This window comes from Spiribacter sp. SSL99 (assembly GCF_009805925.1).
Taxonomy (GTDB): Bacteria; Pseudomonadota; Gammaproteobacteria; order Nitrococcales; family Nitrococcaceae; genus Spiribacter; species Spiribacter roseus.
In genome coordinates this window covers 32,587-55,340 of the sequence record NZ_MAOM01000003.1, presented here as the reverse complement: position 1 = coordinate 55,340, position 22,754 = coordinate 32,587, and the positions used below count along the sequence as shown (strand labels likewise).

Genomic DNA, 22,754 nt, shown 5'->3' with positions numbered 1-22,754 from the left:
GCGCGGGGCCAGGGGGCGGGGGCTTGCTGATGCGCTACGACGGGGGCGGGAAAACGCGGCACGGCGGGGAGGCCCGGACCACCAACAACCGGATGGAGCTGATGGCCGCCATCCAGGCGCTGGAAGCGCTGAGTCGTCCCTGCTCGGTGGATCTGACCACTGATTCGCAGTACGTGCGCAAGGGCATCACCGAGTGGATGGCCGCATGGAAACGGCGGGGCTGGAAAACCGCCAGCCGCCAGCCGGTCAAGAACCGCGACCTCTGGGAGCGTCTCGATACGCTTTCCCAGCGTCATGAGATACGCTGGCACTGGGTGCGCGGGCATACCGGCCATGATGGCAATGAGCGCGTGGACGATCTTGCCAACCGCGGAATCGATGAGCTGGAAGGGGCAGACAACTGATGCGACAGATTATCCTCGATACCGAGACCACCGGGCTCGAGCCTGAGAATGGTCACCGGATCATCGAGATCGGTGGATATGAGATTGAGCAGCGGCGACCCACCGGGCGACGCTTTCACGAATACCTCAACCCCGATCGCAGCGTCGACCCCGAAGCGGTCGAAGTGCACGGCATCACCGATCAATACCTGATGGACAAGCCCCGGTTTGCCGACATCGCGGCCCGTTTCATCGACTTCGTCACCGACGCCGAGCTGATCATCCACAACGCCCCTTTCGACGTCGGGTTCCTCGACAGCGAATTCTCGCGCCTGGGCGCGCAATGGGGGCAGCTGGCCGACTACTGCCGGGTCACCGACAGTCTGGCACTGGCCCGGCGCCGCCATCCCGGGCAGCGCAACAGCCTTGACGCACTGTGCCGGCGGTATGCCATTGATAATAGCGGGCGTAGCCTGCATGGCGCGCTGCTCGACGCCGAAATCCTCGCCGAAGTCTATCTGGCCATGACCGGCGGGCAGGTCACCCTGCACCTGGGGGCCCGTGATAATGAGGGGCCGGCCCAGCCGGTGGCCGGCGACCAGGCGGTGAGTGCCGATCGTCCCCGTCTGCCGGTCATCGAGCCCACCGCCGAGGAAGCGGCCGCGCATGCCTCATGGCTGGAGCAGCTCGACCGTGACAGCGATGGCGCATGTGTCTGGCGGTCGCTGACCGGGGAGGCCCGCGCGTGACGCAGCGTTCGCTCAATGCGCCCATTGGCGCGGTCACTTTTGATCTCGACTTCACCCTCTGGGATCTCAACGGTGTCCTCCAGCATGCCGAGGCGGTCTGCCAGGGCCTGCTCGAACAGCATTACCCGGCGGTGGCGGCGCGTTTCGACCCGCAGGGCCTGAGGACCCTGCGCGACGGGATCGCCGCTGAGCGCCCGGATATCGCCCATGATGTCACCGCACTGCGCCGCGCGGGGCTGCGTCGGGCCGGTGAGGTGTCGGGCTATCGGGGCGCGGCCCTGGATACGCTGGTGGAGGAGGCCTTTGAGGTATTCCTCGAGGCCCGCCATGCCGTTCGGCTCTATCCGGACACACTGCCTCTGCTGCGGGCCCTGCATGGCCGCCTCCCCATCGGCGCGATCACTAATGGCAACGCCGAGATCGCCCGTGTGGGGCTGCAGGGGTACTTCGACTTTTCGCTGTCCGCTGTTGATCTGGGCGCCGCTAAGCCCTCACACCTGGTGTTCGAGACGGCCGCGGCACGCGCCGGTGTTGCGCCCGAGCGCATCATCCATATCGGCGACGACGTGCACAGCGATGTCTACGGGGCGGCGACCAGTGGCCTGCAGGCCGTCTGGCTGAATCGTGATGATGCCGGCTGGCCCGATGACGTGCCCGATGTGCCGCATACCCGCGTCGACAGCCTCGCGGGCCTCGAGGGCATGCTGCTGGGACTGATCCGGGAGTCGGCGTGATGGCTGAATCGGTACAGGGCTTCGGCCTGATCGTGATCGGGGATGAACTCCTATCCGGCAAGCGCCGCGACAAACACTTCCCGCACCTGGTGGGCCTGCTCGCCGATCGCGGGCTCGAGCTGCGCTGGGTGCGCATGATCAGCGATGAGCCGGCTCTGGTGACCCGAACCCTCGAGGAAACCTTTGCCGGGGACGATGTGGTGTTCAGCTGTGGCGGCATCGGTGCCACGCCCGATGATCGCACGCGCCAGTGCGCCGCGGCCGCGCTTGGACGGCCGCTGGCGTTTCACCCTGAAGGGGTCGCCATGCTGGAGGCGCGGTTCGGCCGGCCGGTCGAACCCTCACGCCGGCTGCATCTGGTGGAGTTTCCCGAAGGCGCATCGGTGATCCCCAACCCGGTCAATCAGGTGCCGGGGTTCAGCGTCGCCGGCCATCACTTCATGCCCGGCTTCCCGAGCATGGCCTGGCCCATGATGGAGTGGGTTCTCGATGAGCACTATGCCGGGTGGCAGGACCCGGATCGGCTGACCGAGGCATCGATCATCGTCCACGATGCCCGGGAAAGCGATGTGATCCCGCTCCTCGAGCGCTTCGAGGGGGATTATCCCGAGCTGCGCCTGTCCTGCCTGCCAACGCTGCGCGAGGACGGCTACTCGCTGGAGCTGGGGCTGCGCGGCGCACCGGCCGCGGTGGAGGCCGCCATGCGGGCGCTCCGCGAGGCGGTGGAGGCCATGGGCTTCAGCGTGCGCCCTGCGCCGGTGAGCGGTGGCGATGGCGACTGAGGTGCTCGAGAGGCGAGGCCGCTCGCACCTGCGCCAGACCCTGGCGGTGGTGGCCCTCATGATCATGGCACCGCTGCTCGGCCGGCTGCTCGCCGGCGGCGACCCCGAGGTCTATCTGCGCTTTCCGCCAAGGCCGCTGGAACCGGCGCCGGGGAGTTTCTCGCTGCCGGTCTTCACGCTCTACGCGGTGCTCATCGTCGGCACGCTGCTACCGTTCGTGGTCCGCATTATTGTGGCCAACCGGCGCACCGCCGATGGCGCGCCGGCGCCACGGACAGCGTCGGCGGGATGGCCGCGCTGGGGCAGTGTGGCGCTGGTGGCTCTGCTGATTGTCTGGGTGATCGCCTGGGTGCCGATCCCGGGGTTCGAGACACTGCGCCGCTACAGCTTTACGCCCCTGTGGCTCGCTTATATCGGCGTGATCAGTGCCTGGATCCGGCAGCGCGGCGGGCGGGTGCTACTGTGTGAGCAACCCCGGCGGTTTCTGGCGCTATTCCCGGCGAGCGCACTGTTCTGGTATCTGTTCGAGTACCTCAACCAGTTCACCGGCAACTGGATCTATACCGGCACCGGCGTGGCCGAGCATGATGCGCTCAACTGGTTCGTGCGCTCGGCGCTGCCGTTCAGCACGGTGCTGCCGGCCGTGCTCGTCACCCGTGACCTGTTCGCCACCTGGCCGACGCTGTCCCGCGGGCTGGATGATTTCATTCGGATAAGCCCTCCGCGGCCGGTGGCGACCGCCTGGGCGGTGCTGGTGGCGGGTGGTCTCGGGCTTGTGGCGATTGCGATCCGGCCGGATACGTTCTTCTCACTGGTCTGGGTCGGGCCGCCGATGCTGATCGTCGCCATTCAGGCGATCAGCGGCGAGCGTCATCTGTTCAGCGGTGTCGCCACCGGGCAGTGGCGCGATGCCTGGCTGGCCGTGTTGGCGGCACTGTTCTGTGGACTGTGCTGGGAGCTATGGAATGTATTCAGTCTGGCGCGCTGGACGTACCATATCCCCAACGCTCAGGTGCTCCACATCTTCGAGATGCCATTGCTCGGGTACGCGGGCTATCTGCCCTTCGGGCTGACCTGCGTGGTGGCGGCGCAGCTGCTGACCGGTACCGACCCCCGGGCGCGCTACGACTGACAATCGCCAAGGATGTCTGTGATGAGTGACTATCGCCGACGCGGCAATCGAACGCTGGCGTGGCTGGCCGTGGCCATTGTCCTCGCTTATGCGGTGCCCTACGGGCTGCTGGGCGATCAGCCCGTATGGCACGGGGCGTTTCTGGTCTGGCTGGTGTTTGGTGCGGTGGCGATCGGTCTGATCGCGCGCCTCGTTTCGGGCTGGCGGCCATGACCCCGGGCCTGATCGCGGCGCTGACCGTCTACGCCCTGATCGGCATTGGTGTCGCCTTTGCCGCGCGCCGTGGGTTGGGCGCGGGGGCGGCGGAGTATTATCTGGCCGGACGCCGGGCGGGTGGCATCATCTCGGCGCTCAGTTACGGCGCCACCACCTACAGCGCGTTCATGATGGTGGGGCTCGCCGGGCTGACCTATGCCGGCGGTGTCGGTGCCCTGGGCTTCGAGCTGGTGTATCTGGCCGGTCTCGGACTGGTGGCGATCTTTGGCCCGCGGTTCTGGCTGGCCAGTCGCGCTTTCGGCTTCATTACGCCCGCTGAGATGCTCAGCCATCGCTACGCCAGCCGCTGGGTGGGGGCGGTCATGGCGCTGACCGCCTGCGTCTTCCTGATCCCCTACAGCGCGGTCCAGCTCATGGGCATCGGCTACCTGGTCTCGGGGGTGACTGACGCGGCAATCGGCTTTGAGCAGGGGATCCTGATCGGCGCCGCACTGGCGCTGATCTGGACGCTGGCGGCGGGCATGCGCTCGGTGCTCTGGACCGATGCATTGCAGGTGGTCGTCATGCTGGTGACCAGCCTGATCGCGGCGGGCTTCGTGATCGCCGCGCTGGGCGGCCCGGTGGCGTTCCTCGAATCGACCCGGGCCGACCACGGCGAATGGCTGAGCGTGCCGGGTCCCGGCCTGTTCAGCCTGACCACGTTCATCGGTCTGACCGTGCCGTGGTTTTTCTTCTCGATCAGCAACCCGCAGGTCAGTCAGCGGCTGTTCACCACCGAGTCCATCGGTGCCATGCGCACCATGCTGCTGGGCTTTCTGATTCTTGGCTTTGTCTACACCCTGATTTCGGTCATCTGGGGATTCTCCGCCCTGCAGCTGGTGCCCGATCTGGACCAGCCCGACCTCGCCACACCGCGTCTGCTGGCCACCGATGCGGTCCCGGCGCCGGTGGCGATCGTGCTGGTGGTGGGGATCGTCGCCGCGGCCGTGTCCACGGTGGACTCGATTCTGCTGAGCCTGTCCGCGCTGGCCGCGCGGGACCTTTATCGACCCCTCGCCCCGAGCGGTGGCCATCAGATGATCGCCGGTCAGGCGGTGATACTGATCGTCACCGCGCTGGCCATCCTCTTTGCCCGGCTGCAGCTCGACCTGATCACCGTGCTGTCGGTGGCGGCGTCGTCGGGGTTGCTGGTGACGGTGCCGAGCATTGTCGGCTGCTTTTTCTGGCGGCGGGGTACGGCAAGCGGCGCCATTGTCAGCATGCTCGGAGCGGGCGTGGTGGTGACGGCCCTGCAGCTGACCGGTTTCGATCCATTGGGCATTCCCGCCTCGATCTGCGGCGGCGCACTCGCCGTGGCCCTTTTCGTGGGCGTCAGCCTGGCGACCCGGGCGGATTCGGCCCGGGCCGATGCGTTTCTGGCGCCAGTCGAGGCGGGACTCGCGGAGCACCGCATCCGCTGATCAGTCGGTTCCGGAGGACTCCGCGCCTGCCAGCAGATCCCGGCGCAGTCCGCGGGTCAGCGGATCGTCGGCATCCAGCCAGATCCCGAAATACGCCGCGGCGAAATCGCCCCCGGCCACCTGACCGACCGGCTTGCCGTTGAATGCAAGGCGTGTCCCCTCACCGGGAATGTATTCCATGCGGTAGCGATCGCCGTCCGAGACGGCCTGGAACAGCGCGTGGAAGCGGTCGATCTTTGGCTGAAGCCGGGTCTGCCGGGCCGGACTCAGCTGCTCGTCGAGCTTGGTGTTGGCGGCCCGGATGATGTCCTCGGCACTGATGTCATGGAAATACTCGATTTCCAGGCGCCGGGGCGTGTCCGTGGCCAGTGCCTGATCGGCATCCGCATCGGGCGGCAGATACAGACCCGCGGCATAGACGGTGAACACGATCCGGTATTTGGCGACGCCCGTGCCGGTCAGGCGCAGTCGCTCACCGGCCTGCTCGATGCGTTCATCGAAACGCGCGCCGTTCTGCTCCACCGTGGCACCCGTCAGCGTCGGCACCATCAGCATGATGGCGGTGAGTCCCGCGATCAGAAGGTTACCCATTGTCTGCCTCCCCGGCATCGTCGCGCCGGAAGAACAGCGTCACCGTCCCGACCCGGAAGCCGAACTTGGTCACCTCGGCGGTATTCACCAGGGTGTTGTCGTCGTGCAGATACATCCAGTCGTCGAACTGCACGTTCCAGGTCCGGTCGCCCACTTCGAGGGCGAGGGTGTACTGCCAGTTGAAGGCATTGCCATAGCGCTTGCCCTTGGCCACGCCGACCACATCACCGGCCGTGCCCTCATAGGTGTGCTCGTCGATGCGCTCGATCTCCCAGACCCGGCGGTCGGTTTCGCCATCCGCATAGGCAAACCGTTCATCCAGGGTGATCCGGTCGCCCTCGACGGTCCCGGTGATGTCCACGGTGAACCGCCGCTTCACCTCGCCGCTGCGCGACTGGAACATCCCCCAGGCGGTCACCTCGCCGTCGAAGTATTCCTCCAGGCGCAGTTCGGGTGAGGTGCCCGCGTAGTCCTCGGGCGCTACCCCCGCGCAGCCGGCGAGGACAAGGGTGACCGCTGTGACAAGGGACAGGGCCAGCAGGCGAAGTCGCGTCATGAAAACCTCCGGGGCATGCGTTGATAGATTGGGTTATGCCTCATTTGACCCTATCATGCACGTAGAATTCTCAACCGTGGGATGCGCCATGTCAGACGATCAAAGCCTTCGGGAGCTGGCCGCCAGCGCGGACGTTGTCGTGTTTCATTCCACCGTCACCGACCTGGGCGGGCTTGATGAGCTGCTCGAGGACTCGGGGCGCGACTGGCGGGCGGTGGAAATGGGCATGGGTTCAGCGGAAAACCGCGAGCAGTTCGCCCGTCTGAAGGCCCTGACCGGCTCCGCGACATTGCCCCAGGTGTTCATCGGGGGCCACTTTGTCGGTGGTCTGCGCGCCGCCAGCGCCCGTCTGCAGGCCGAGGGGCGGCACCGCATGGCAGCGGACTGGATGGGCTATCTGGGCCTGATCCCGTTCGCCGCCACCGCGGCGGGTCCCTGGCTGGGCATGGCCTGGACCAGCGACTGGCTGCTCGCCTATGGCGCGGTGATCCTGTCGTTCATCGGCGCGATCCATTGGGGGCTCGCCATGGGTCAGCGCAATCCGCCGCCAGCCGCTTTCTACACCTCGGTGATCCCGGCGCTGGTCGCCTGGGTGGTGCTGATGCTGCCAGTGATCATCGCATTGCCAGTGATGGCCGCCGCCTTCATCGCCTGGCGCTACGGCGAGTACCGATTCGTTGAGCCGACGCTGCCGCGCTGGTTCCGGCGACTGCGCACGGTGCTGAGTGTGGGGGCGGCCGTTGCCCTGGCGGCCGGATGGCTGGCGCTGCTGCCGTTCACAGGTACGGCGTAAACAGCCACGCAATGGCGTCGCGGATGCGCGGCAGCATCGGTCGCTCGTCGAGTTCGCTGAGTGTCACGCGGTGTGCCTCGCGCCGCGCCGCCTCGATATGGCGGGCCATGCGCCCGCCGAAGTCCGTGTCATAGACCTCGAGCATGATCTCGAAATTGAGCCGCAGGCTGCGGGCATCGAGGTTGGCGGATCCGACCTGAGTGTAATGCCGGTCCACCACGATCAGCTTGGTGTGATCGAATGGGCCGGGCTGGTAATAGACGCCGACGTTCCATTTGACCAGCTCCCAGAGCATGTTGCGGCTCGCCCAGTGCATGAATGGCAGATTGTTGTGGCCGGGCAGGATGATGTCGACGCGGGTGCCGCGCACGGCGGCCGCCTGCAGCGCTGCGACCAGCTCCCGGGGTGGGAGGAAGTAGGGCGTCATGATGGCGATGTGCTCGCGCGCGGCTGCCACCGCCCCCACCAGCACCATGGTCAGCCGATGCAGGTCCTCGTTGGGGCCGTCGACCAGGGTACGACCGAGGGCGGCGCCACCGGCCGTCGGCGCGCTTGACGATGGCAGATCAGGGCGCTCACCGGTAATGAACTCCCAGTCGTCGAGGAAGACATCCTCGAGCTGCCGGGTGACCGGTCCGTTGACGCGGAAGTGGATATCGCGGATGCCCTCGCGGTGATCCGGCCGCTCGATGAGATGGCGATCGCCGATATTCATGCCACCGACGAACACCGTCCCGCCGTCGGTGATGAGCAGCTTGCGGTGGTTGCGCAGGTTGATGACCGGGCTCGGGGGGATCAGCCGCGGGGGCAGGAAGCGCTCGACGCGCACGCCGTCACGGCGCAGGCGATGGCGGATCGCCGGCCGGTTGTAGAATTCGCCGGCGCCGTCCAGCAGCACCCGCACGTCAACGCCACGCGCCGTGGCGGCGGCCAGCGCATCGGCGAATCGCTGGCCGGTCTGATTGCTCTCGAAGATATAGGTGGATAGATAGACCCGGTCGGTGGCCTGCTCGATGGCTTCGAGCATCGCGGGGTAGGCCGCCTCGCCGCCAACCAGACTCTCGATGCGGTTGTCGTGGGTCATGGGCAGCCCGGTCACCGCCCGCGAGATCTGGGCCTGCGTGCGAAAGGCGGTGGGGATGGATTCGGGCACGCTGGCGCTCGCCACGTCGAGCCCGGCCAGCTGCTCGCCGCGCAGGCGTCGGGCGCGCATGCGGATGCGGTTGATCCCCAGCAGGTAGTAGAAGATCGGGCCGACCACCGGAAACAGCAGGCAGAAGGCGATCCAGCCGAACGCCGCCGCCGGCTCGCGCTTGAACAGCAGCGCGTGGACGGCGCTGGCGGTCGAGACGAGGGCGACAGCCACCACGAGAATCCATTGTACCGGCTGCATTGTCTGCGCCCCTCTCCAAGACTACTATCCTAATGAGGTGTCCATCCCCACAGTGAGGGTGCCATGTTAACCCTTCGACGTATCCTGCAAACCGGCCTGCTGCTGGCGGCTGCGGGCCCGGCGGCCGCCGCACCCTCGGCCAGCCTGCCGGTACCGGCGGCGCTGGAGCCGGCCATCGCCTTCTGGGAGCGCATCTACACCGACGTAGGGGTGGGTGAGGGCGTGATCCACGACACCGACGGGCAGATGCGGATCATCGCCCGTATCGATGTGCCGCGACCGCCCCAATGGCAGGCCCGCCGCGACGCGATTGAGGCGGCGTTGGCGCGGCATCGCAAGGCACTGAACGCCGCAGGTTCGCCGGCGCTGGCCGAACGGCTGCGTTTTCAGGGCGGGCTGCGCGAGCGTTTCCGCGAGGGGCTGGTGCGCTCCGGGCGGTGGCGGTCGCATATTCGCACCGCACTGGCTGAGCGCGGTGTGCCCGCGGCACTGGCGGCACTCCCCCACGTCGAGTCGTCGTTCAATCCCCGGGCCCGTTCGCACGCCGGTGCCGCTGGCCTGTGGCAGTTCACGGCCGGCACCGGGCGGCGGTTCCTGCGTATCGATCCCTTGATCGACGAGCGGCTTGACCCGTGGCGGAGCACCACCGCGGCGGCCGCGCTCCTGGCCCACAACTACGCCGAGATCGGCCACTGGCCACTGGCCATCACCGCCTACAACCACGGCCTCAATGGCATGCTTCGTGCGGTCCGCGCCGTCGGCTCGACGCAGTACATGGAGATCCGCGAGCACTACGAGGGGGCGCGTTTCGGGTTTTCATCGAAGAATTTCTATCCGGCCCTGATCGCCGCCGCCCGGGTGGACCGGGATGCCCGCCGGTACTTTCCCGATCTGGAGCGCGAGGCACCGGCCCCGGTCATGCGCGTCGAGCTACCGCACTACACACCGGTCGACACCCTGCTGACGGAGCTGGCCATCGACCGGGGCACGCTGCAGCGCCTCAACCCCGCCCTCGGTCCGTCGGTCTGGGACGGCCGCAAATTCATCCCACGCGGCTACGGTCTGGTCCTGCCGCGGGCGGATCAGGGCGACTGGGCAGCTGCCGTGGCGCGACTGCCCGGGGATCGGCTGTATCAGGACCAGCGCCCCAGTCAGGTGCATCGTGTGCAGGCCGGACAGACCCTGTCCGGCATTGCCATGCGATATGACGTCGATGTCCCCGCGTTGATGGCCGCCAACGGCCTTGCCGATCCACGCCGGCTGCGGGCCGGCCAGCGCCTGGATCTGCCCCTTGCCGGGTCCGACCCCCGCCGCGTGGGCCGCCGGCAGTATGAAGTCCGGCCGGGGGACACCCTCGGTGCCATTGCGGTGCGTCACGACGTTGGTACCGATCAGCTGATGCGTCTGAATGAACTTGATCATCCCGACCGGATCCAAGCGGGCCAGCAGCTGATTGTCAGCCGCGCCGCGTCGGTCGCCGTGGTCGACATGGCCGACGAGCCCTGATAAGAGGGACGTTCCGGATGAACGCAACCAGGTCCTCGAGATGATTGAAGCCATCAAGCAGTTCTACGAAACGCGGATCAACCCGGGTGCAGCGACCGCCGACGACCCGGAGCCGCATCGGCTGCAGCTCGCCACGGCGGCACTCCTTATCGAAATGGCGCAGGCCGACAACCAGCGCCATAGCGTCGAATTCCAGGCCATCCACGACGGCATCATCGAGGTCTTCGAGCTCACGCCGGAAGAAACTTCAGAAGTCATCGATCTGGCCGATCAGGAGGTCCACGAGGCGGTGGATCAGTTTGAGTTCACCCAGCTGATCAACCAGCAGTTTGACTACGCCCGCAAGTGCCGGGTGGTGGAGCTGCTGTGGCGCGTATGCCTTGCCGACGCCGAAATGGACCGATACGAGGAGCATCTGGTGCGCAAGATCGCCGAACTGCTCTACATCGAGCACAGCGACTTCATCGCCGCCAAGCTCAAGGTCCAGCGGGACTACACCGCCACCAGTCACCTTGGCGACTACGACGACTACGAGTAATGGCGGCATTCCGGGCCCGACAGGTTGCACGCATCCGCGATGCGATCGCGGCGGGTCGCCAGGCGGTCCGCCAAGCCGGTAGCCGCGATCGGCTGACGTTTGCCCGGGCGTTTGTTGATGCCGGGGGGCCGCAGGTCCCCGGTGATCGCAGTGGCGAGGCCAGTACGGCGCTGGCCGAGCGGCTGATGCAGGCGGTCACGGCGGGCCGCACCCGGGCCGCTGATGATCCGGATCTCGATCGCGAACTCCTGCGGGTGCACAACGAAACCGACTGGGCGCTTGCCCTCGATGACGAGCGGGTCATCGGGTTTCTGCTCGATCTGCCCGAAGCGGCCCTGGAAACGCCAACCGTCGAAGCCCTGGCGCATCAGAGCCAGGGACTCGGACCGGGGGTGTTCAGGAAGGCCGATATCCTGGTCCTGCAGCCGGAGTGCGACGGCGCCCGGTTCATCCCCGTTACCGATCACGACATCGAGTGCTGACGCCCGCCGGCGCGGGTTGACTTGTGCCTGTGTTGGGTTAAGCTGGGGTCAATTACACAACATGTAGTGGGCATTGCGACGAATCCCGATACATGTTGTGGATAACCGCCGGCAAGCCGCCTCTGTCGCGGTTCCCGAGATGAATCGACCAGCGCAAGGAGACTCCCATGACGACCGCAACAAAATTGCGTGCGCTCCCCAAGGCCGTAACGGATATCCCCATTCAACCCGCCTCGGCGGATATCTGGGACAAGAAGTACCGGCTCAAGTCCAAGGAAGATGTGGTCGTCGACAAGACGGTTGACGATACCTACAAGCGGGTCGCCCGGGCGCTCGCCGATGTCGAGCCCGAGAAGGATCGTGAGCACTGGTACGAGCAGTTCCTCTGGGCGCTGCGCCACGGGGCCATCCCCGCCGGCCGCATTACGTCCAATGCCGGTGCCTGGGACCACAAGCCCGCCACCTCGACGATCAACTGCACCGTCTCGTCCACCGTGGGCGATTCCATGGACGACATCCTCGACAAGGTTCACGAGGCGGGTCTGACGCTGAAGGCCGGTTGCGGCATCGGTTACGAGTTCTCGACGCTGCGCCCCAAGGGCGCGTACGTCTCCGGTGCCGGCGCCTACACCTCGGGGCCGCTGTCGTTCATGGATATCTACGACAAGATGTGCTTTACGGTGTCGTCCGCTGGTGGCCGTCGCGGCGCCCAGATGGCGACCTTCGACGTCGGCCATCCCGACGTCATGGACTTCATCCGCGCCAAGCGCGAGGACGGGCGGCTGCGTCAGTTCAATCTCTCGCTGCTGATCACCGACGGCTTCATGCAGGCCGTGCGGGAGGGCAGCGACTGGCCGCTGGCGTTCCCGATCAAGCCCGATGAGGCCGAGAGCGAGGGGGTCGATGTCAACGATCCCGATCAGGTCCTGTGGCGCGAGTGGCCCAACCGCAAAAGCGGCTATCTGACCCGCGAGGACGGGCTGGTGGCCTGCCGGATCTATCGCTGGGTCAAGGCGCAGCGGATCTGGGACATGATCATGACCTCGACCTACGACTATGCCGAGCCGGGGTTCGTGCTCATCGATCGCGTCAACGAGATGAACAACAACTGGTTCTGCGAGGAAATCCGCGCGACCAACCCCTGCGGTGAGCAGCCCCTGCCGCCCTATGGCGCCTGCCTGCTGGGCTCGGTCAACCTGACCAAGTTCGTCCGTGAGCCCTTCACCGAGCGCGCCCATTTCGACTGGGACGAGTACCGCCGGGTGGTGGCGCTGTTCACCCGCATGCTTGATAACGTGGTGGAAATCAACGGTCTGCCGCTGGACAGGCAGCGCGAGGAGATCGAGCGCAAGCGCCGTCACGGCATGGGCTTTCTGGGGCTGGGCTCCACGGTGACCATGCTGCGCATGAAGTATGGCGAGCCGGAGTCGCTGGCCTTTACCGAGGACGTCTCCCGCGAGATGGCCCTGGAGGGATGGCGCGAGGCGCTGCGCCTTGCCGAGGAAAAGGGCCCGGCGCCGATCATGGAAGAGGATTTCACGCTGACCGAGCGCATGATGGCCTGGCGCCCCGAGCTGCGTGATGCCGGCTATAAGGTGGGTGACAGCATCAAGGGTCGGGTGCTCTGGGGACGCTACAGCCGCTACATGCAGCGGGTCGCCGGCGAGGCGCCGGAGCTTGTCGACGCACTGGTCGAAAAGGGGGCCCGGTTCACGCACCACACTTCGATCGCGCCCACGGGCACCATCAGCCTGTCGCTGGCGAATAATGCCTCCAACGGCATCGAGCCGAGTTTTGCCCATCACTACTTCCGCAATGTGATCCGGGAGGGCAAGAAGTCGAAGGAGAAGGTGGACGTATTCAGTTTTGAGCTGCTTGCGTATCGCACGCTCATCAACGAAAACGCGCTGCCGAGCATGGATGCGGAGACCCGCAATCTGCCCGACTACTTCATCGCCGCTGACGATGTGACCCCGAAGCAGCACGTCGACATCCAGTCCGCGGCCCAGAAATGGGTGGACTCGAGCATCTCGAAGACCGCCAACGTGCCTACCGAGTATCCCTACGAGGACTTCAAGGGCATCTATCAGTACGCCTACGAAAACGGCCTCAAGGGCTGCACCACGTTCCGCTTCAACCCTGAGGCGTTTCAGGGTGTGCTGGTCAAGGAGTCGGATCTGGAGAACACGATCTATCGGTTCAAGCTCGAGGATGGTCGCACCGTCGAGGTGAGAGGCGGCGACGAGGTCGAGTACGACGGCGAAGTGCACACCGCCGCGAACCTCTATGACGCCCTCAAGGAAGGGTACTACGGGAAATTCTGAGGACACACGCCATGGCAGTAAAAATCGATACCAAGATCGTCGACTACGAAGTCGGTCAGGCCGACGCCGAGGCCGAAGCCGCGGCGGCCAATGACGCCGGTGCACCCTCCGCGGCCGCCATCGAACACATGCACGAGGAGCTGCAGCGCCCGGAGCGACTCGAGGGGCAGACCTACAAGATCAAGACGCCCCTGTCCGAGCATGCGCTGTACGTGACGGTGAACGATCTGATCCTCAACGAGGGGACCGAGCACGAGCTGCGCCGGCCGTTCGAGGTGTTCATCAATTCCAAGAACATGGACCACTTCCAGTGGATCGTCGCTCTGACCCGCATCATCTCGGCGGTGTTCCGCAAGGGCGGGGACTGCACCTTTCTGGTCGAGGAACTGCGCAGCGTGTTTGATCCACGCGGCGGATATTTCAAGAAGGGTGGTCGGTTCATGCCGTCGCTGGTTGCCGAGATCGGCGAGGTGCTCGAGCAGCATCTGCGCTCCATCGGCATGATCGAGTCGGAGGGCCTCGATGAGCACCAGCGTCGGTACATCGAGCAGAAAAAGGCCGAGGCCACGGCGCGGGGTGAACAGGCGGAGACCGCTGAGCCCGCGGACGAGGCCCGCGACGATGGTTATCCTGCCGGCGCCGAGCTGTGTGGCAAGTGTCACGTCAAGGCGATGGTCGTCATGGACGGATGCCTCACCTGCCTCAACTGCGGCGACAGCAAGTGCGGCTGACCGCAATGGCCTGACGGATCGGGGCGACCGATGAGCGGTGGCCCCGGCTGATCGCCGGCTTGCTAGTCTGGAGCTATGCGCTCCCTCTCCCGATCCGTTCCCCCGTACCGTCAGACCGGCAGCTCGCTGGTGGAGGTTCTGGCGGCCTCGAGCCTGCTCGCCATGGGCGTGCTGGGCCTGGTGATGGGCCAATCGCGAGCCTCCCTTGACCTGCGCCAGATGCATGAACATGTCCAGGCGCAATTTCTGGCCATGGACCTGGCCGAGCAGGCCCGCGCCTACCGTCCGGGGCCGCTGCCGGCCAGCCGCCTCATCGCCTGGCGCGAGCGGGTCGCCGAGCAGTTGCCCCGGGGTGAGGCCCGCGTGCAATGGCCCGGTCCCCCGCCCACTCCGGGCACATTGACCATCACCTGGCGTGTCAGCGACCGGTCGGATCCCGGGTCCCTGAACTACGTGTTTCGCCCATGATCGGGCCCGCCCCGCGGCAGCGGGGGTTCACCCTGATGGAACTGCTGATCGCCTCGGCACTCGGGGCAATGGTCGTGCTCACCGCCGGCGAGGTTCTGGTAATGTCGCGGGCCATTGAACGGGCCGATCAGACGGAGGCCGAGCAGTTGGATGCGTTGCATCTGGCGCTGAGACTCATGGCGCGCTCGGTGCGGCAGGCGGGCTATCCGGGCTGTCACCCGAGCAGGCGCCAATCGTTGATCAGTGCCGGCCATGACTGGCTCGAGCCGGTGGTCGCCACCGGCGATGGCCTGACCCTTCGGTCAATGCGCCACCAGGCACAGGCCCGGGTGAACGACGCGCCCACGCGCAGCGACCGCCTTGTGCTGGATCGGCGGCATGGCATTGCACCGGGTGCGCCGGTGATGGTGGTCGACCGGCGCGGCACGGACTGCGTGCTGTTCCGTCATGCCGGCGACGACCCGTCGGTGTTGAACCGTGGCCCCGGCGTGGCGGGTATCAACGAGCGGCCCACCCGGGGGCATGGCCTGCTGGGCGAGGCCATCGAAATCCTCGTGCCGGCGCGGACCGAGTACTACATCGACACCTCGGTGGGCGGTGACCGCCTGAGCCTTTTCCGCCGCCGACGGGCAAACAGCGGTCACCGTGAGGAGCTGGTGGTGGGCGTGGAATCGCTGAGCGCCACCGCAGGGGTCGACATCGTTGGTGATGGCGCTGTCGATCGCTGGGTGTCGGGCAATGCCGACCTGGCGGGTGCAGCGGTGGTGGCGGTCCGCATCCGGCTGCAGGCCCAGTCGGTGGATCTGGCCACCACCATTGCGCTGCGCAACGGTCGCCCATGAGACGCCGGCAACGCGGGATCGCGCTTGTCGGGGTTCTGGGCGTGGTGTTGATCGTCTCGCTCATTACGCTGACGGCACTCGAGCGCGCCCGTCTGCAGATTCGCACCGTCACGGCGACCATCGATCAGGCCCAGGCCCTCGAAGCGGCGGAGTTCGCCCTGCGCGAGGCGGCCCGGCAGGCCGCGCAGTGGTCCCGGCCGGCCCTGCAGCCCACGCCGGTGCCCCGCCGGCGTGCCTGGCGGGCGGTGCTTATGGCCGAGGGCCGGACGCTGTCGCTGCCCCACCGGACAGACGATGGCGCGCCACCCCTGCGGGTTCTCGTCGAACGGCTTCGCCCGGTGAGCAGGCCCGACTGCAGCGACGGTGGCTGCGGCTATCGCATCTCAGCGCTCGCCGGTGGCCGTGGTGCCACCCGGGCCAGTGTGCTGCTGCAGGCGAGGCTCGTGGACGGTTCACCGCTGCGAACCTGGCGGGCGCTGCAGTGATATCCTTGATGCTCATCCATGCCGGGGGGAAGTCGAGAGATGTCGCGCATCGTATACGTCAACGGCGAGTTCCTGCCTGAGGACGCCGCCTGCCTGTCCGTCTTTGATCGCAGCGTCCTCTTTGCCGATGCGGTCTACGAAGTCACCGCCGTGGTGGATGGCGGGATGGTGGATTTCGACGCCCACCAGCAGCGGCTGTGCCGAAGCCTTGCCGAGCTCGGCATCGATTTCGACCCCCGGGCTGCCGGACTGCTCGAGCTGCATCGCGAGCTCATCCGTCGTAATGCCCTGAATGAGGGGCTGGTCTATCTGCAGGTCAGCCGAGGCGTGGCGGATCGCAGCTTTCTCCAGCCCACCACCTGCCAACCCTCGGTCGTGCTCTTCACCCAGGCCCAGTCGCTGCTCGAGACCGCCGCCGCCGGGACCGGGCTGAGGGTGATCACCCAGCCGGATCTGCGCTGGCACCGGCGTGACATCAAGACCACCCAGCTGCTCTACCCATCAATGATGAAGACCCTGGCGGTGGAGCAGGGCGCGGATGATGTCTGGATGGTGGAAGGAGGAACGGTCACTGAGGGCAGCTCCAGCAACGCGCACATCATCCGTGCCGATGGGGCGCTCGTCACCCGGCCCACGTCGCCGGATATCCTCCACGGGATCACCCGCGCGGCGGTTCTGGATTACTCGCGGGAGACCGGCGCTGCGGTCATCGAGCGCCCATTCACGGTGGCTGAGGCCCAGCAGGCGCGCGAGGCGTTCATCACCAGTGCCACGGCGTTCGTGACCCCGGTGGTGGCGGTGGACGGCGTGGCCATCGGTGATGGCAGGCCGGGGCCGGCCACCCACCGGATCCGCTCGCACTATATTCAGCGCAGCCGCGAGCGGCTGCAGTACTGATTACTCGGGCTTTGCCCCGCCCATCACATCGATGAGCCGCTCGCCACGCGGCAGGCCGCGCACCAGGCGGATATCGCCACTGTCGTCGCGGTAGTAGACCGAGGGCGTACCGCGAATCCCCAGTCGGCTCATCAATTCGTTATTGGATGCCACGGCCTGCTGACTGGACGCCGGGATGGACTCGGCGGGTGGCGTGCCACCACTGTCGAAACGGGCCTCATGTTCGGCCAGTGCGGCGGCCGGATCATCCGCCGCCAGCAGAGTCGCGGCTTTGCCGAGACTGTCCTCGCGCAGGACACCCACCATGACGTGGCGGATCTGCACGGCGCCGGCATCCACCCAGTCGCGGGTCTGCTCGTAGAAACGGCTGCAGTAGGGGCAGTTCGGGTCGGTAAAGGCATAGATCACACGCTCGGCGGAGTCGCTGCCATCGGCGATCCAGCTGGCGTTGGCCACCTCATCCCATTCGCTCTGTGGCCGCGCGGCGTTGGCTGCCGCGGACAGGACCGGCTCGGACAGGTTGGTGCCGTCACCGTCGAGGAGTGTGCCCACGACCACATGATCCTGAGCGTTGGTGACATAAGCGGTGAGCGTCTGACCCTGAAAGCTCACGGTATACCCGGTGAGTCCGCCCGGTGCATCAAAGGTCTCACCGATGGTCGCCCCCCGGTCCTCCAGGGCCGCGATCGGATCGGGCAGTGCCGAGTCCTGGGCCTGAGCGCCGGCCAGGCCGGGGATCAGAAGAATGAGGGTCGCAAGTATCGATCGGATCATGCCAGGTGGCCTCCGGTGGCGGGCTTGGGGGCTAGCGGCTGTGGGGGCGAAAAAACCCCCGGCTCGCGGCGCGAGCCCGGGGGTTGCAGGGCATTGACGCGGACGGGTGTCAGCCGCTGGCACGCACCCAGGCGCTGCACCAGCCGTTGGTGTTGACCGCCTTGCCGGGGAAGGCCGTGCAGCCGCCCCACTCGTCGCCGCGGCTGCCGAGGTAGAGGCGGCAGTTGGCGCAGACAGCGTCCGGCTCACGCATGTCGTCCTTTTCAGTGGCGTCATGCACATAGTTGAGGGCGATCGCCTGGGGATCGTCCTCGGCGAGCTTGGGCATGTCCTGCGCCAGAGCGTTGGAGCCGCGCAGACCCATGTAACCGATGGGCGCAGCGGCAATGCCCATCAGCGCGCCCCGCAGCAGGCGCCGGCGATCGTTACGGAAGTTATTGTCAGTCATTGATTTTCCCCTTGATGGTCATCAGGAAATTGATTTGTAAACGTTTCAATCTCCCTGCGTACGGTAACCGCTGCGACGGCTGCGGGAAAGCCTTGGGGCGGCAGGAGTTGATCTGGCGCAAGTTCGATTCCGGGCCACGGGTCGGTCATTCGGGCACACAGATCTGGCCCCGACTGGCGGCCCGGATGGTGAGTACGATCAGCCATGCAATCACCGCGCTGGTGACTGCGAGCAGCAGCCCGCTCAGGCCCAAGGCCCAGTTCGCGGCTGTCTGCTGGTAGTAGACCATCGCGGCGATGGTCATTGCGGCCAGCGGGAAGGAGTAGGCCTAGAACGACAGAAAGAACGACAGGGCGGCAAACCGCCGGACCTGCGTGACCAGCAGCAGCGTCATGAACAGCGCAGTGTTGAACAGGATACGACTGAACGGATCAATGTCGCCGACCATTCCCTCGTAGGCGATGAAGCCCACGGCGGGCGGCGCGACCAGGATGAACAGCGTTGGCAGGAGCCGCCCCGGGAGCGGGTCATGGAAGATCACCCGGTAGAAAATGATGGTCAGCAGGATGATCCAGAAAACCAGGCCAATGCTGAAGAAAAACCACGAAATCGAGACCTGGCCATGGGTCATGCCGGCAATGGGGATGAGGATGTTGCCTACCGCGGGGATGAACCAGGCCGGGTTGATGTGGATGATCTGAAAGTGTTCGTGATGCATCCAGCGATTGACGATGAACAGGGTCAGCACCAGATGCAGCGCCGCACCGATGCCCCAGAGCACGATCGAAAGGTCGGGCAGGGAGTGGCGTGTAGCGGTGCCCAGCAGAATCAGGCTGATGCTGATGGTGGGTAAAAAACTGAGCTTGACCGGATGATCGAGCTCCGCACGCACCGCGTCACGATAGCGGATCGCCTTGAGGGCATAGGCGAGCAGTAGCACGGTGAACAGTCCCCCGGTCAGGACCAGAAGGCCCTGACCGATCGCGGGGGACAGCGGGAGCATTGTCGCGGATTTCTGCCAGACCAGTGTCAGGCCCGACAGGCCCATCACCATGGCGAACAGGGCAATGGGCAGGTGCTGCAGTCGCGAGTGTTCGCTCATGGATCAGGCGGTTTTCCTCAGTAACAGTTGAACGGGCGGATACACCGCGCAGGCCGCGGCAAAACCGATGCCCACGCCCGCCGCAATGATGGCGAGATAATCGACCAGACTCTGCAGCTGGGTCAGGCCGGCGCCGGTCCAGACGGGAAAGTACAGCGCTGCCGCGAGGCCCAGCACAACACCGATGCTGGCCGCCGTGCGGAGCCCGCGTGCCACGTTCAGGCGCCGATGCCGGCCGATGACGATGGCCAGTAGCAAAAGATCGGCCGCAATCAGGACTCCCAGCGGCAGAAGGATCGGCCGGAACAGCTCGAGAACAACGGCCAGAATGCCAAAAATCGAAAATTCCATGACAGACCTCCTTATACCCGGCCGCGCATCATCGCGTTGTAGGCGGCATGTAGCATGCGTTCCTTGAGAAACCATGGGGCCCACTGCGGCTCGAACGGATTGAGGAAGTCGAACGAGGGCGTCATCTCGAGGCTGAAGTCGAACTCGACCAGCATGGCCTGGCCCTTCTCGGTAATGAGCGGGCAGGAGGTATAGCCCGTCCATTCCATGGGGAGTTCGCGGTCCTCGATGGCGGCCACCACGTTGTCGGCGACCACCGGTGCCTGGGCCTTGACACTGGCAGCGGTCTTGCCCACCGGCGTGCCCACCACGTCACCGGCACCGAAGACGTTCGGGTAGCGGCGGTGCTGCAGGCTGTACTGATCCACTTCCATCCAGCCCTGGAAGTCGCCTTCCTGCCAGCCCAGATCGCCATAGCGGATCATGTCCGGGGCCGACATGGGCGGTACGACATGGATGAAGTCGTAGTCGATGGTCTGCGCCCCCTCCGGCGTGCCGAAGGTCGCCCGCCGGTTGCCCGGGTCGATGGCGGTTAGCGGATGACTCCAGTCAATGGCGATATCCCGCTGTTCGGGGAAATAGCTTTTGAGAAACTCGTGGATGTCGGGCTGCGAGAACAGCCCCTCACCGGGCGGCAGATAATGCATCTCCGCCTCGGCCCGGGTGCCGTTGTTCTGCAGCTCATCCTCGATGAGCATGGTCACCTTCAGCGGTGCGCCGGCACATTTGATCGGCCCCGGGGGACGGGTGAAAAGCCCGATGCCGCCTTCATCGATATACTGCCGGGCCGCCTCCCAGGTGCGCGAGGCATTCTGTGGACTGGCATAGACACAGCCGATTCCGTCGCTGCCAATCAGGGTTGGGTCCATGCCCTCGATCTCATCGAAGTTCAGTTGCAGCCCGGTGGTGACGACCAGATAGTCGTAGTCGACCCGACTGCCCCCCGACGTCTCGACCTGGTTGCTGTCGGGGTGGAAGGCAACGACGTCATCGCGGATCCATTCCGCCTGATCGGGGATGTATCGGGCATTTCGATCCTCAACCTGGGCAGGTTCCCAGATGCCTGTGCCAACCAGCGTCAATCCGGGCTGGTAGAGATGGATCTCGCGGCTGTCGATAAGGGTGATGCGGGCGCCGTCCAGCTGTCGGCTCAGACGGGTGGCGATGGAAAGCCCCGCGGCGCCGGCACCGGCGATGACGATGCGCGCATTGGTCGACACCGCCCGGGCACTGCCGCTTTTGAAAAGGGCGCCGCCGGCGATGCCGCTGGCGGCCGCACCGGCGGCCATGGCGGAACCGGCAAGAAACCGCCGGCGGGAGGTCTTTACGGGATTTGAATCAGTCATTCTGTCCTCCTAGGGGAAGGTCTTTATGCCTTCATGCCATGATCATGGCGCGGCAATCGGTGGGGGGACAGTGACAATGTCACCAAACGCCGTCGTGTCAGGCGCTCTGGCCAGTGAATCAGGTCCCGCAGAACGTGGCGGGCACGACCTCGGCCAACGACGGCGGCCGTTGCAGCCAGGCCGCCGACGGCGGGGGGTGATAGGGCGACTGGAGCGCGTCGATCAGTTGCCGGGCCGGCGCCATGTCGCCTTGCCGGGCGGCGTCGAGGGCGGCTTCGACCTGATGGTTGCGGGGAATCACAGCCGGGTTGGCGTGGTTCATCCGCGACTGGCGGGTGGATTCGGCAATGCCCACCGCCTGCAGACGCGTGGCGTAATCATCCATCCATTGCGCCAGGGCGTCGTCATCCCCCAGCCACTCGCCCATCGCCCGGCACTGGCCGGGTGAATCGGGCCGGTCTGTGGCGAGCGCCCGCCAGGTGTTGGTGAAGTCCGCTTCATGCCGGGCCATCAGTCCAAGAAAACGTTCAGCGAGCTCGGCATCTTCCCCGGTGGCGTCCTCCCCGACGGCCGGGTCCGTGCCTCCGCGCAGGTCCGTGAGCCCCAGTTTGGCTGACAGTGCGCGGTTGTAGTGCGCCTCAAAGCGGCCCGGGTAGGTGGCAAGAATCCGCTCCGCCCGCTGTGTGGCGCTCGCTTCATCGGGGTCGAGCAACGGCAGCAGGCATTCGGCCAGACGCGTCAGGTTCCAGTGCCCGATGCGCGGCTGCTGATTCCAGGCGTAGCGCCCGCGCACATCAATGGAGCTGTAGACCCGATCGGGCCGGAATCCGTCCATGAAGGCACATGGGCCGTAGTCGAGGGTTTCGCCACTGAGGGTCATGTTGTCGGTGTTCATCACCCCGTGAATGAAACCCACCCGCAACCATTCGCTGATCAGCGCCGCGGTGCGCTCGACCACGCGGTCGAGCAGGGCGGCGGCGCGCTCGCTGGCCGAGGCATCGCGCCAGTCCGGGTCATGCCAGTCGATGGCCATGTCGACCAGTGCCTGCAGCCCGTCGGTATCGCCGCGATGGGCGAAATACTCGAAACTGCCAAAGCGCAGATGACTGGCCGCGACGCGGGTCAGGACCGCGCCGGGCTCGGGGCCGAACTGCCGCTCGAGCGTTGCGCCGGTGGTGGCCACGGTCAGCGCCCGGGTGGTCGGGATACCCAGCGCGTGCATCGCCTCGCTGACGATATACTCCCGAAGCACCGGCCCGAGCGCCGCCTGTCCGTCGCCGCCACGCGAGAAAGGCGTGCGTCCGGAGCCTTTCAACTGCAGGTCAACGACGGCGCCGTCACGGGTGGTGACCTGTCCCAGAATCAGGGCCCGGCCGTCGCCAAGCTGCGGCACCGGCTGGCCGAACTGATGCCCGGCATAGGCCAGTGCAACGGGTCGTGTGCCGGCGAGGGGCCCGTTGCCGGTCCATAGCGCGGCGGCATCGGCACCCTGCAACCACGATGGCGCGATGTTGAGGGCTTCGGCGAGTGGTTCATTGACCAGCAGCAGGGCCGGCGCCGGAGCGGCGGCCGGGTCGCAGTGTGCGTAGCCGGTCGCCGGGAGTGCGTCGGGATAGCGATTGTCGAGTGTGAACTGCGTCATAACATCACCGTATCCGATGGCCCATGGGG

Annotated in this window: 27 protein-coding genes; 17 read left to right on the top strand and 10 right to left on the bottom strand. The window is 66.1% G+C overall.

Annotated features, from left to right (window positions below; all coding sequences use genetic code 11):
- From rnhA to BA899_RS01040, 7 genes are all read left to right on the top strand, one after another.
- Positions 1-404, top strand: a 404-nt coding sequence (gene rnhA / locus BA899_RS01070) for a ribonuclease HI (protein ID WP_159299462.1), incomplete at its 5' end; no start/stop codon positions are given.
- Positions 404-1,132: a DNA polymerase III subunit epsilon gene (gene dnaQ, locus BA899_RS01065; RefSeq protein ID WP_159299461.1), complete on the top strand. Its 729-nt coding sequence runs from the start codon at positions 404-406 to the stop codon at positions 1,130-1,132. The genes rnhA and dnaQ, both read left to right, overlap by 1 nt.
- Positions 1,129-1,866, top strand: a complete 738-nt coding sequence (locus BA899_RS01060) for an HAD family hydrolase (RefSeq protein WP_159299460.1) — start codon at positions 1,129-1,131, stop codon at positions 1,864-1,866. The genes dnaQ and BA899_RS01060 overlap by 4 nt, the downstream gene beginning before the upstream one ends.
- Positions 1,866-2,648, top strand: coding sequence for a molybdopterin-binding protein (locus BA899_RS01055; protein ID WP_159299459.1), 783 nt, complete (start codon positions 1,866-1,868; stop codon positions 2,646-2,648). The genes BA899_RS01060 and BA899_RS01055 overlap by 1 nt, the downstream gene beginning before the upstream one ends.
- Positions 2,638-3,780: a hypothetical protein gene (locus tag BA899_RS01050; protein ID WP_159299458.1), complete on the top strand. Its 1,143-nt coding sequence runs from the start codon at positions 2,638-2,640 to the stop codon at positions 3,778-3,780. The genes BA899_RS01055 and BA899_RS01050 overlap by 11 nt, the downstream gene beginning before the upstream one ends.
- Before the next feature lie 21 nt (positions 3,781-3,801).
- Positions 3,802-3,993, top strand: a complete 192-nt coding sequence (locus BA899_RS01045) for a hypothetical protein (RefSeq protein WP_159299457.1) — start codon at positions 3,802-3,804, stop codon at positions 3,991-3,993.
- The gene (locus BA899_RS01040; RefSeq protein ID WP_148122302.1) at positions 3,990-5,456 is read left to right on the top strand and encodes a sodium:solute symporter; all 1,467 of its coding nucleotides are present in this window, start codon (positions 3,990-3,992) and stop codon (positions 5,454-5,456) included. The genes BA899_RS01045 and BA899_RS01040 overlap by 4 nt, the downstream gene beginning before the upstream one ends.
- Here BA899_RS01040 and BA899_RS01035 read toward each other — a convergent pair whose 3' ends face one another.
- Both BA899_RS01035 and BA899_RS01030 read right to left on the bottom strand, forming a co-directional pair.
- Positions 5,457-6,047, bottom strand: coding sequence for a chalcone isomerase family protein (locus BA899_RS01035; RefSeq protein WP_159299456.1), 591 nt, complete (start codon positions 6,045-6,047; stop codon positions 5,457-5,459).
- Positions 6,040-6,603 (bottom strand): DUF3833 domain-containing protein, encoded by a 564-nt coding sequence (locus BA899_RS01030; RefSeq protein WP_159299455.1) that lies wholly within the window; start codon positions 6,601-6,603, stop codon positions 6,040-6,042. The genes BA899_RS01035 and BA899_RS01030 overlap by 8 nt, the downstream gene beginning before the upstream one ends.
- A gap of 88 nt (positions 6,604-6,691) precedes the next feature.
- Between BA899_RS01030 and BA899_RS01025 the strand changes: the two genes are divergently transcribed.
- Positions 6,692-7,396 carry a DUF3429 family protein gene (locus BA899_RS01025; RefSeq protein WP_157809116.1) on the top strand — a complete coding sequence of 235 codons (705 nt, stop codon included), beginning with the start codon at positions 6,692-6,694 and terminating at the stop codon, positions 7,394-7,396.
- Here BA899_RS01025 and BA899_RS01020 read toward each other — a convergent pair.
- A complete protein-coding gene (locus tag BA899_RS01020) occupies positions 7,380-8,789 on the bottom strand; it encodes a phospholipase D-like domain-containing protein (protein WP_159299454.1) in 1,410 nt (469 codons plus the stop codon). The two genes, BA899_RS01025 and BA899_RS01020, sit on opposite strands and share 17 nt — an antisense overlap.
- Positions 8,790-8,852: 63 nt before the next feature.
- Between BA899_RS01020 and BA899_RS01015 the strand changes: the two genes are divergently transcribed.
- The 9 genes from BA899_RS01015 (at position 8,853) to BA899_RS00975 (ending at position 17,062) form a co-directional block, all read left to right on the top strand.
- Positions 8,853-10,295 (top strand): lytic transglycosylase domain-containing protein, encoded by a 1,443-nt coding sequence (locus tag BA899_RS01015; protein WP_159299453.1) that lies wholly within the window; start codon positions 8,853-8,855, stop codon positions 10,293-10,295.
- Between the two features lie 40 nt (positions 10,296-10,335).
- On the top strand, positions 10,336-10,833 hold the full coding sequence (locus BA899_RS01010; RefSeq protein WP_069134196.1) for a TerB family tellurite resistance protein: 498 nt from the start codon (positions 10,336-10,338) through the stop codon (positions 10,831-10,833).
- Positions 10,833-11,315: a hypothetical protein gene (locus BA899_RS01005; protein ID WP_159299452.1), complete on the top strand. Its 483-nt coding sequence runs from the start codon at positions 10,833-10,835 to the stop codon at positions 11,313-11,315. The genes BA899_RS01010 and BA899_RS01005 overlap by 1 nt, the downstream gene beginning before the upstream one ends.
- A 167-nt stretch (positions 11,316-11,482) precedes the next feature.
- Positions 11,483-13,639: an adenosylcobalamin-dependent ribonucleoside-diphosphate reductase gene (locus BA899_RS01000; protein ID WP_069134198.1), complete on the top strand. Its 2,157-nt coding sequence runs from the start codon at positions 11,483-11,485 to the stop codon at positions 13,637-13,639.
- Between the two features lie 11 nt (positions 13,640-13,650).
- On the top strand, positions 13,651-14,370 hold the full coding sequence (locus BA899_RS00995; RefSeq protein ID WP_159299451.1) for an NrdJb: 720 nt from the start codon (positions 13,651-13,653) through the stop codon (positions 14,368-14,370).
- 75 nt (positions 14,371-14,445) lie between these two features.
- Positions 14,446-14,838, top strand: a complete 393-nt coding sequence (locus tag BA899_RS00990; protein WP_159299450.1) for a hypothetical protein — start codon at positions 14,446-14,448, stop codon at positions 14,836-14,838.
- Positions 14,835-15,680, top strand: a complete 846-nt coding sequence (locus tag BA899_RS00985; RefSeq protein WP_159299465.1) for a PilW family protein — start codon at positions 14,835-14,837, stop codon at positions 15,678-15,680. Before BA899_RS00990 ends, BA899_RS00985 begins: the two co-directional genes overlap by 4 nt.
- A complete protein-coding gene (locus tag BA899_RS00980; protein WP_144348131.1) occupies positions 15,677-16,165 on the top strand; it encodes a hypothetical protein in 489 nt (162 codons plus the stop codon). Before BA899_RS00985 ends, BA899_RS00980 begins: the two co-directional genes overlap by 4 nt.
- Before the next feature lie 39 nt (positions 16,166-16,204).
- The gene (locus BA899_RS00975) at positions 16,205-17,062 is read left to right on the top strand and encodes a D-amino-acid transaminase (RefSeq protein ID WP_159299449.1); all 858 of its coding nucleotides are present in this window, start codon (positions 16,205-16,207) and stop codon (positions 17,060-17,062) included.
- On the opposite strand, the gene dsbG is transcribed toward BA899_RS00975, so the two are convergent.
- The 7 genes from dsbG to BA899_RS00945 form a co-directional block, all read right to left on the bottom strand.
- Entirely contained in the window at positions 17,063-17,836 is a 774-nt protein-coding gene (gene dsbG, locus BA899_RS00970; protein WP_159299448.1) for a thiol:disulfide interchange protein DsbG, read from the bottom strand. It lies immediately after the preceding gene.
- Between the two features lie 109 nt (positions 17,837-17,945).
- Positions 17,946-18,284 carry a high-potential iron-sulfur protein gene (locus BA899_RS00965; protein ID WP_148122293.1) on the bottom strand — a complete coding sequence of 113 codons (339 nt, stop codon included), beginning with the start codon at positions 18,282-18,284 and terminating at the stop codon, positions 17,946-17,948.
- Between the two features lie 145 nt (positions 18,285-18,429).
- Complete coding sequence (locus tag BA899_RS10075; protein ID WP_370456292.1) at positions 18,430-18,588, bottom strand: hypothetical protein; 159 nt, start codon at positions 18,586-18,588, stop codon at positions 18,430-18,432.
- 24 nt (positions 18,589-18,612) lie between these two features.
- Positions 18,613-19,386: an SLAC1 anion channel family protein gene (locus BA899_RS00960; protein WP_370456291.1), complete on the bottom strand. Its 774-nt coding sequence runs from the start codon at positions 19,384-19,386 to the stop codon at positions 18,613-18,615.
- Between the two features lie 3 nt (positions 19,387-19,389).
- Complete coding sequence (locus BA899_RS00955) at positions 19,390-19,737, bottom strand: DUF5368 family protein (RefSeq protein WP_148122291.1); 348 nt, start codon at positions 19,735-19,737, stop codon at positions 19,390-19,392.
- Between the two features lie 11 nt (positions 19,738-19,748).
- A complete protein-coding gene (locus tag BA899_RS00950; RefSeq protein ID WP_159299447.1) occupies positions 19,749-21,083 on the bottom strand; it encodes an NAD(P)/FAD-dependent oxidoreductase in 1,335 nt (444 codons plus the stop codon).
- Positions 21,084-21,201: 118 nt separating this feature from the next.
- Positions 21,202-22,725: a YdiU family protein gene (locus tag BA899_RS00945; RefSeq protein WP_159299446.1), complete on the bottom strand. Its 1,524-nt coding sequence runs from the start codon at positions 22,723-22,725 to the stop codon at positions 21,202-21,204.
- Positions 22,726-22,754 lie beyond the last annotated feature (29 nt).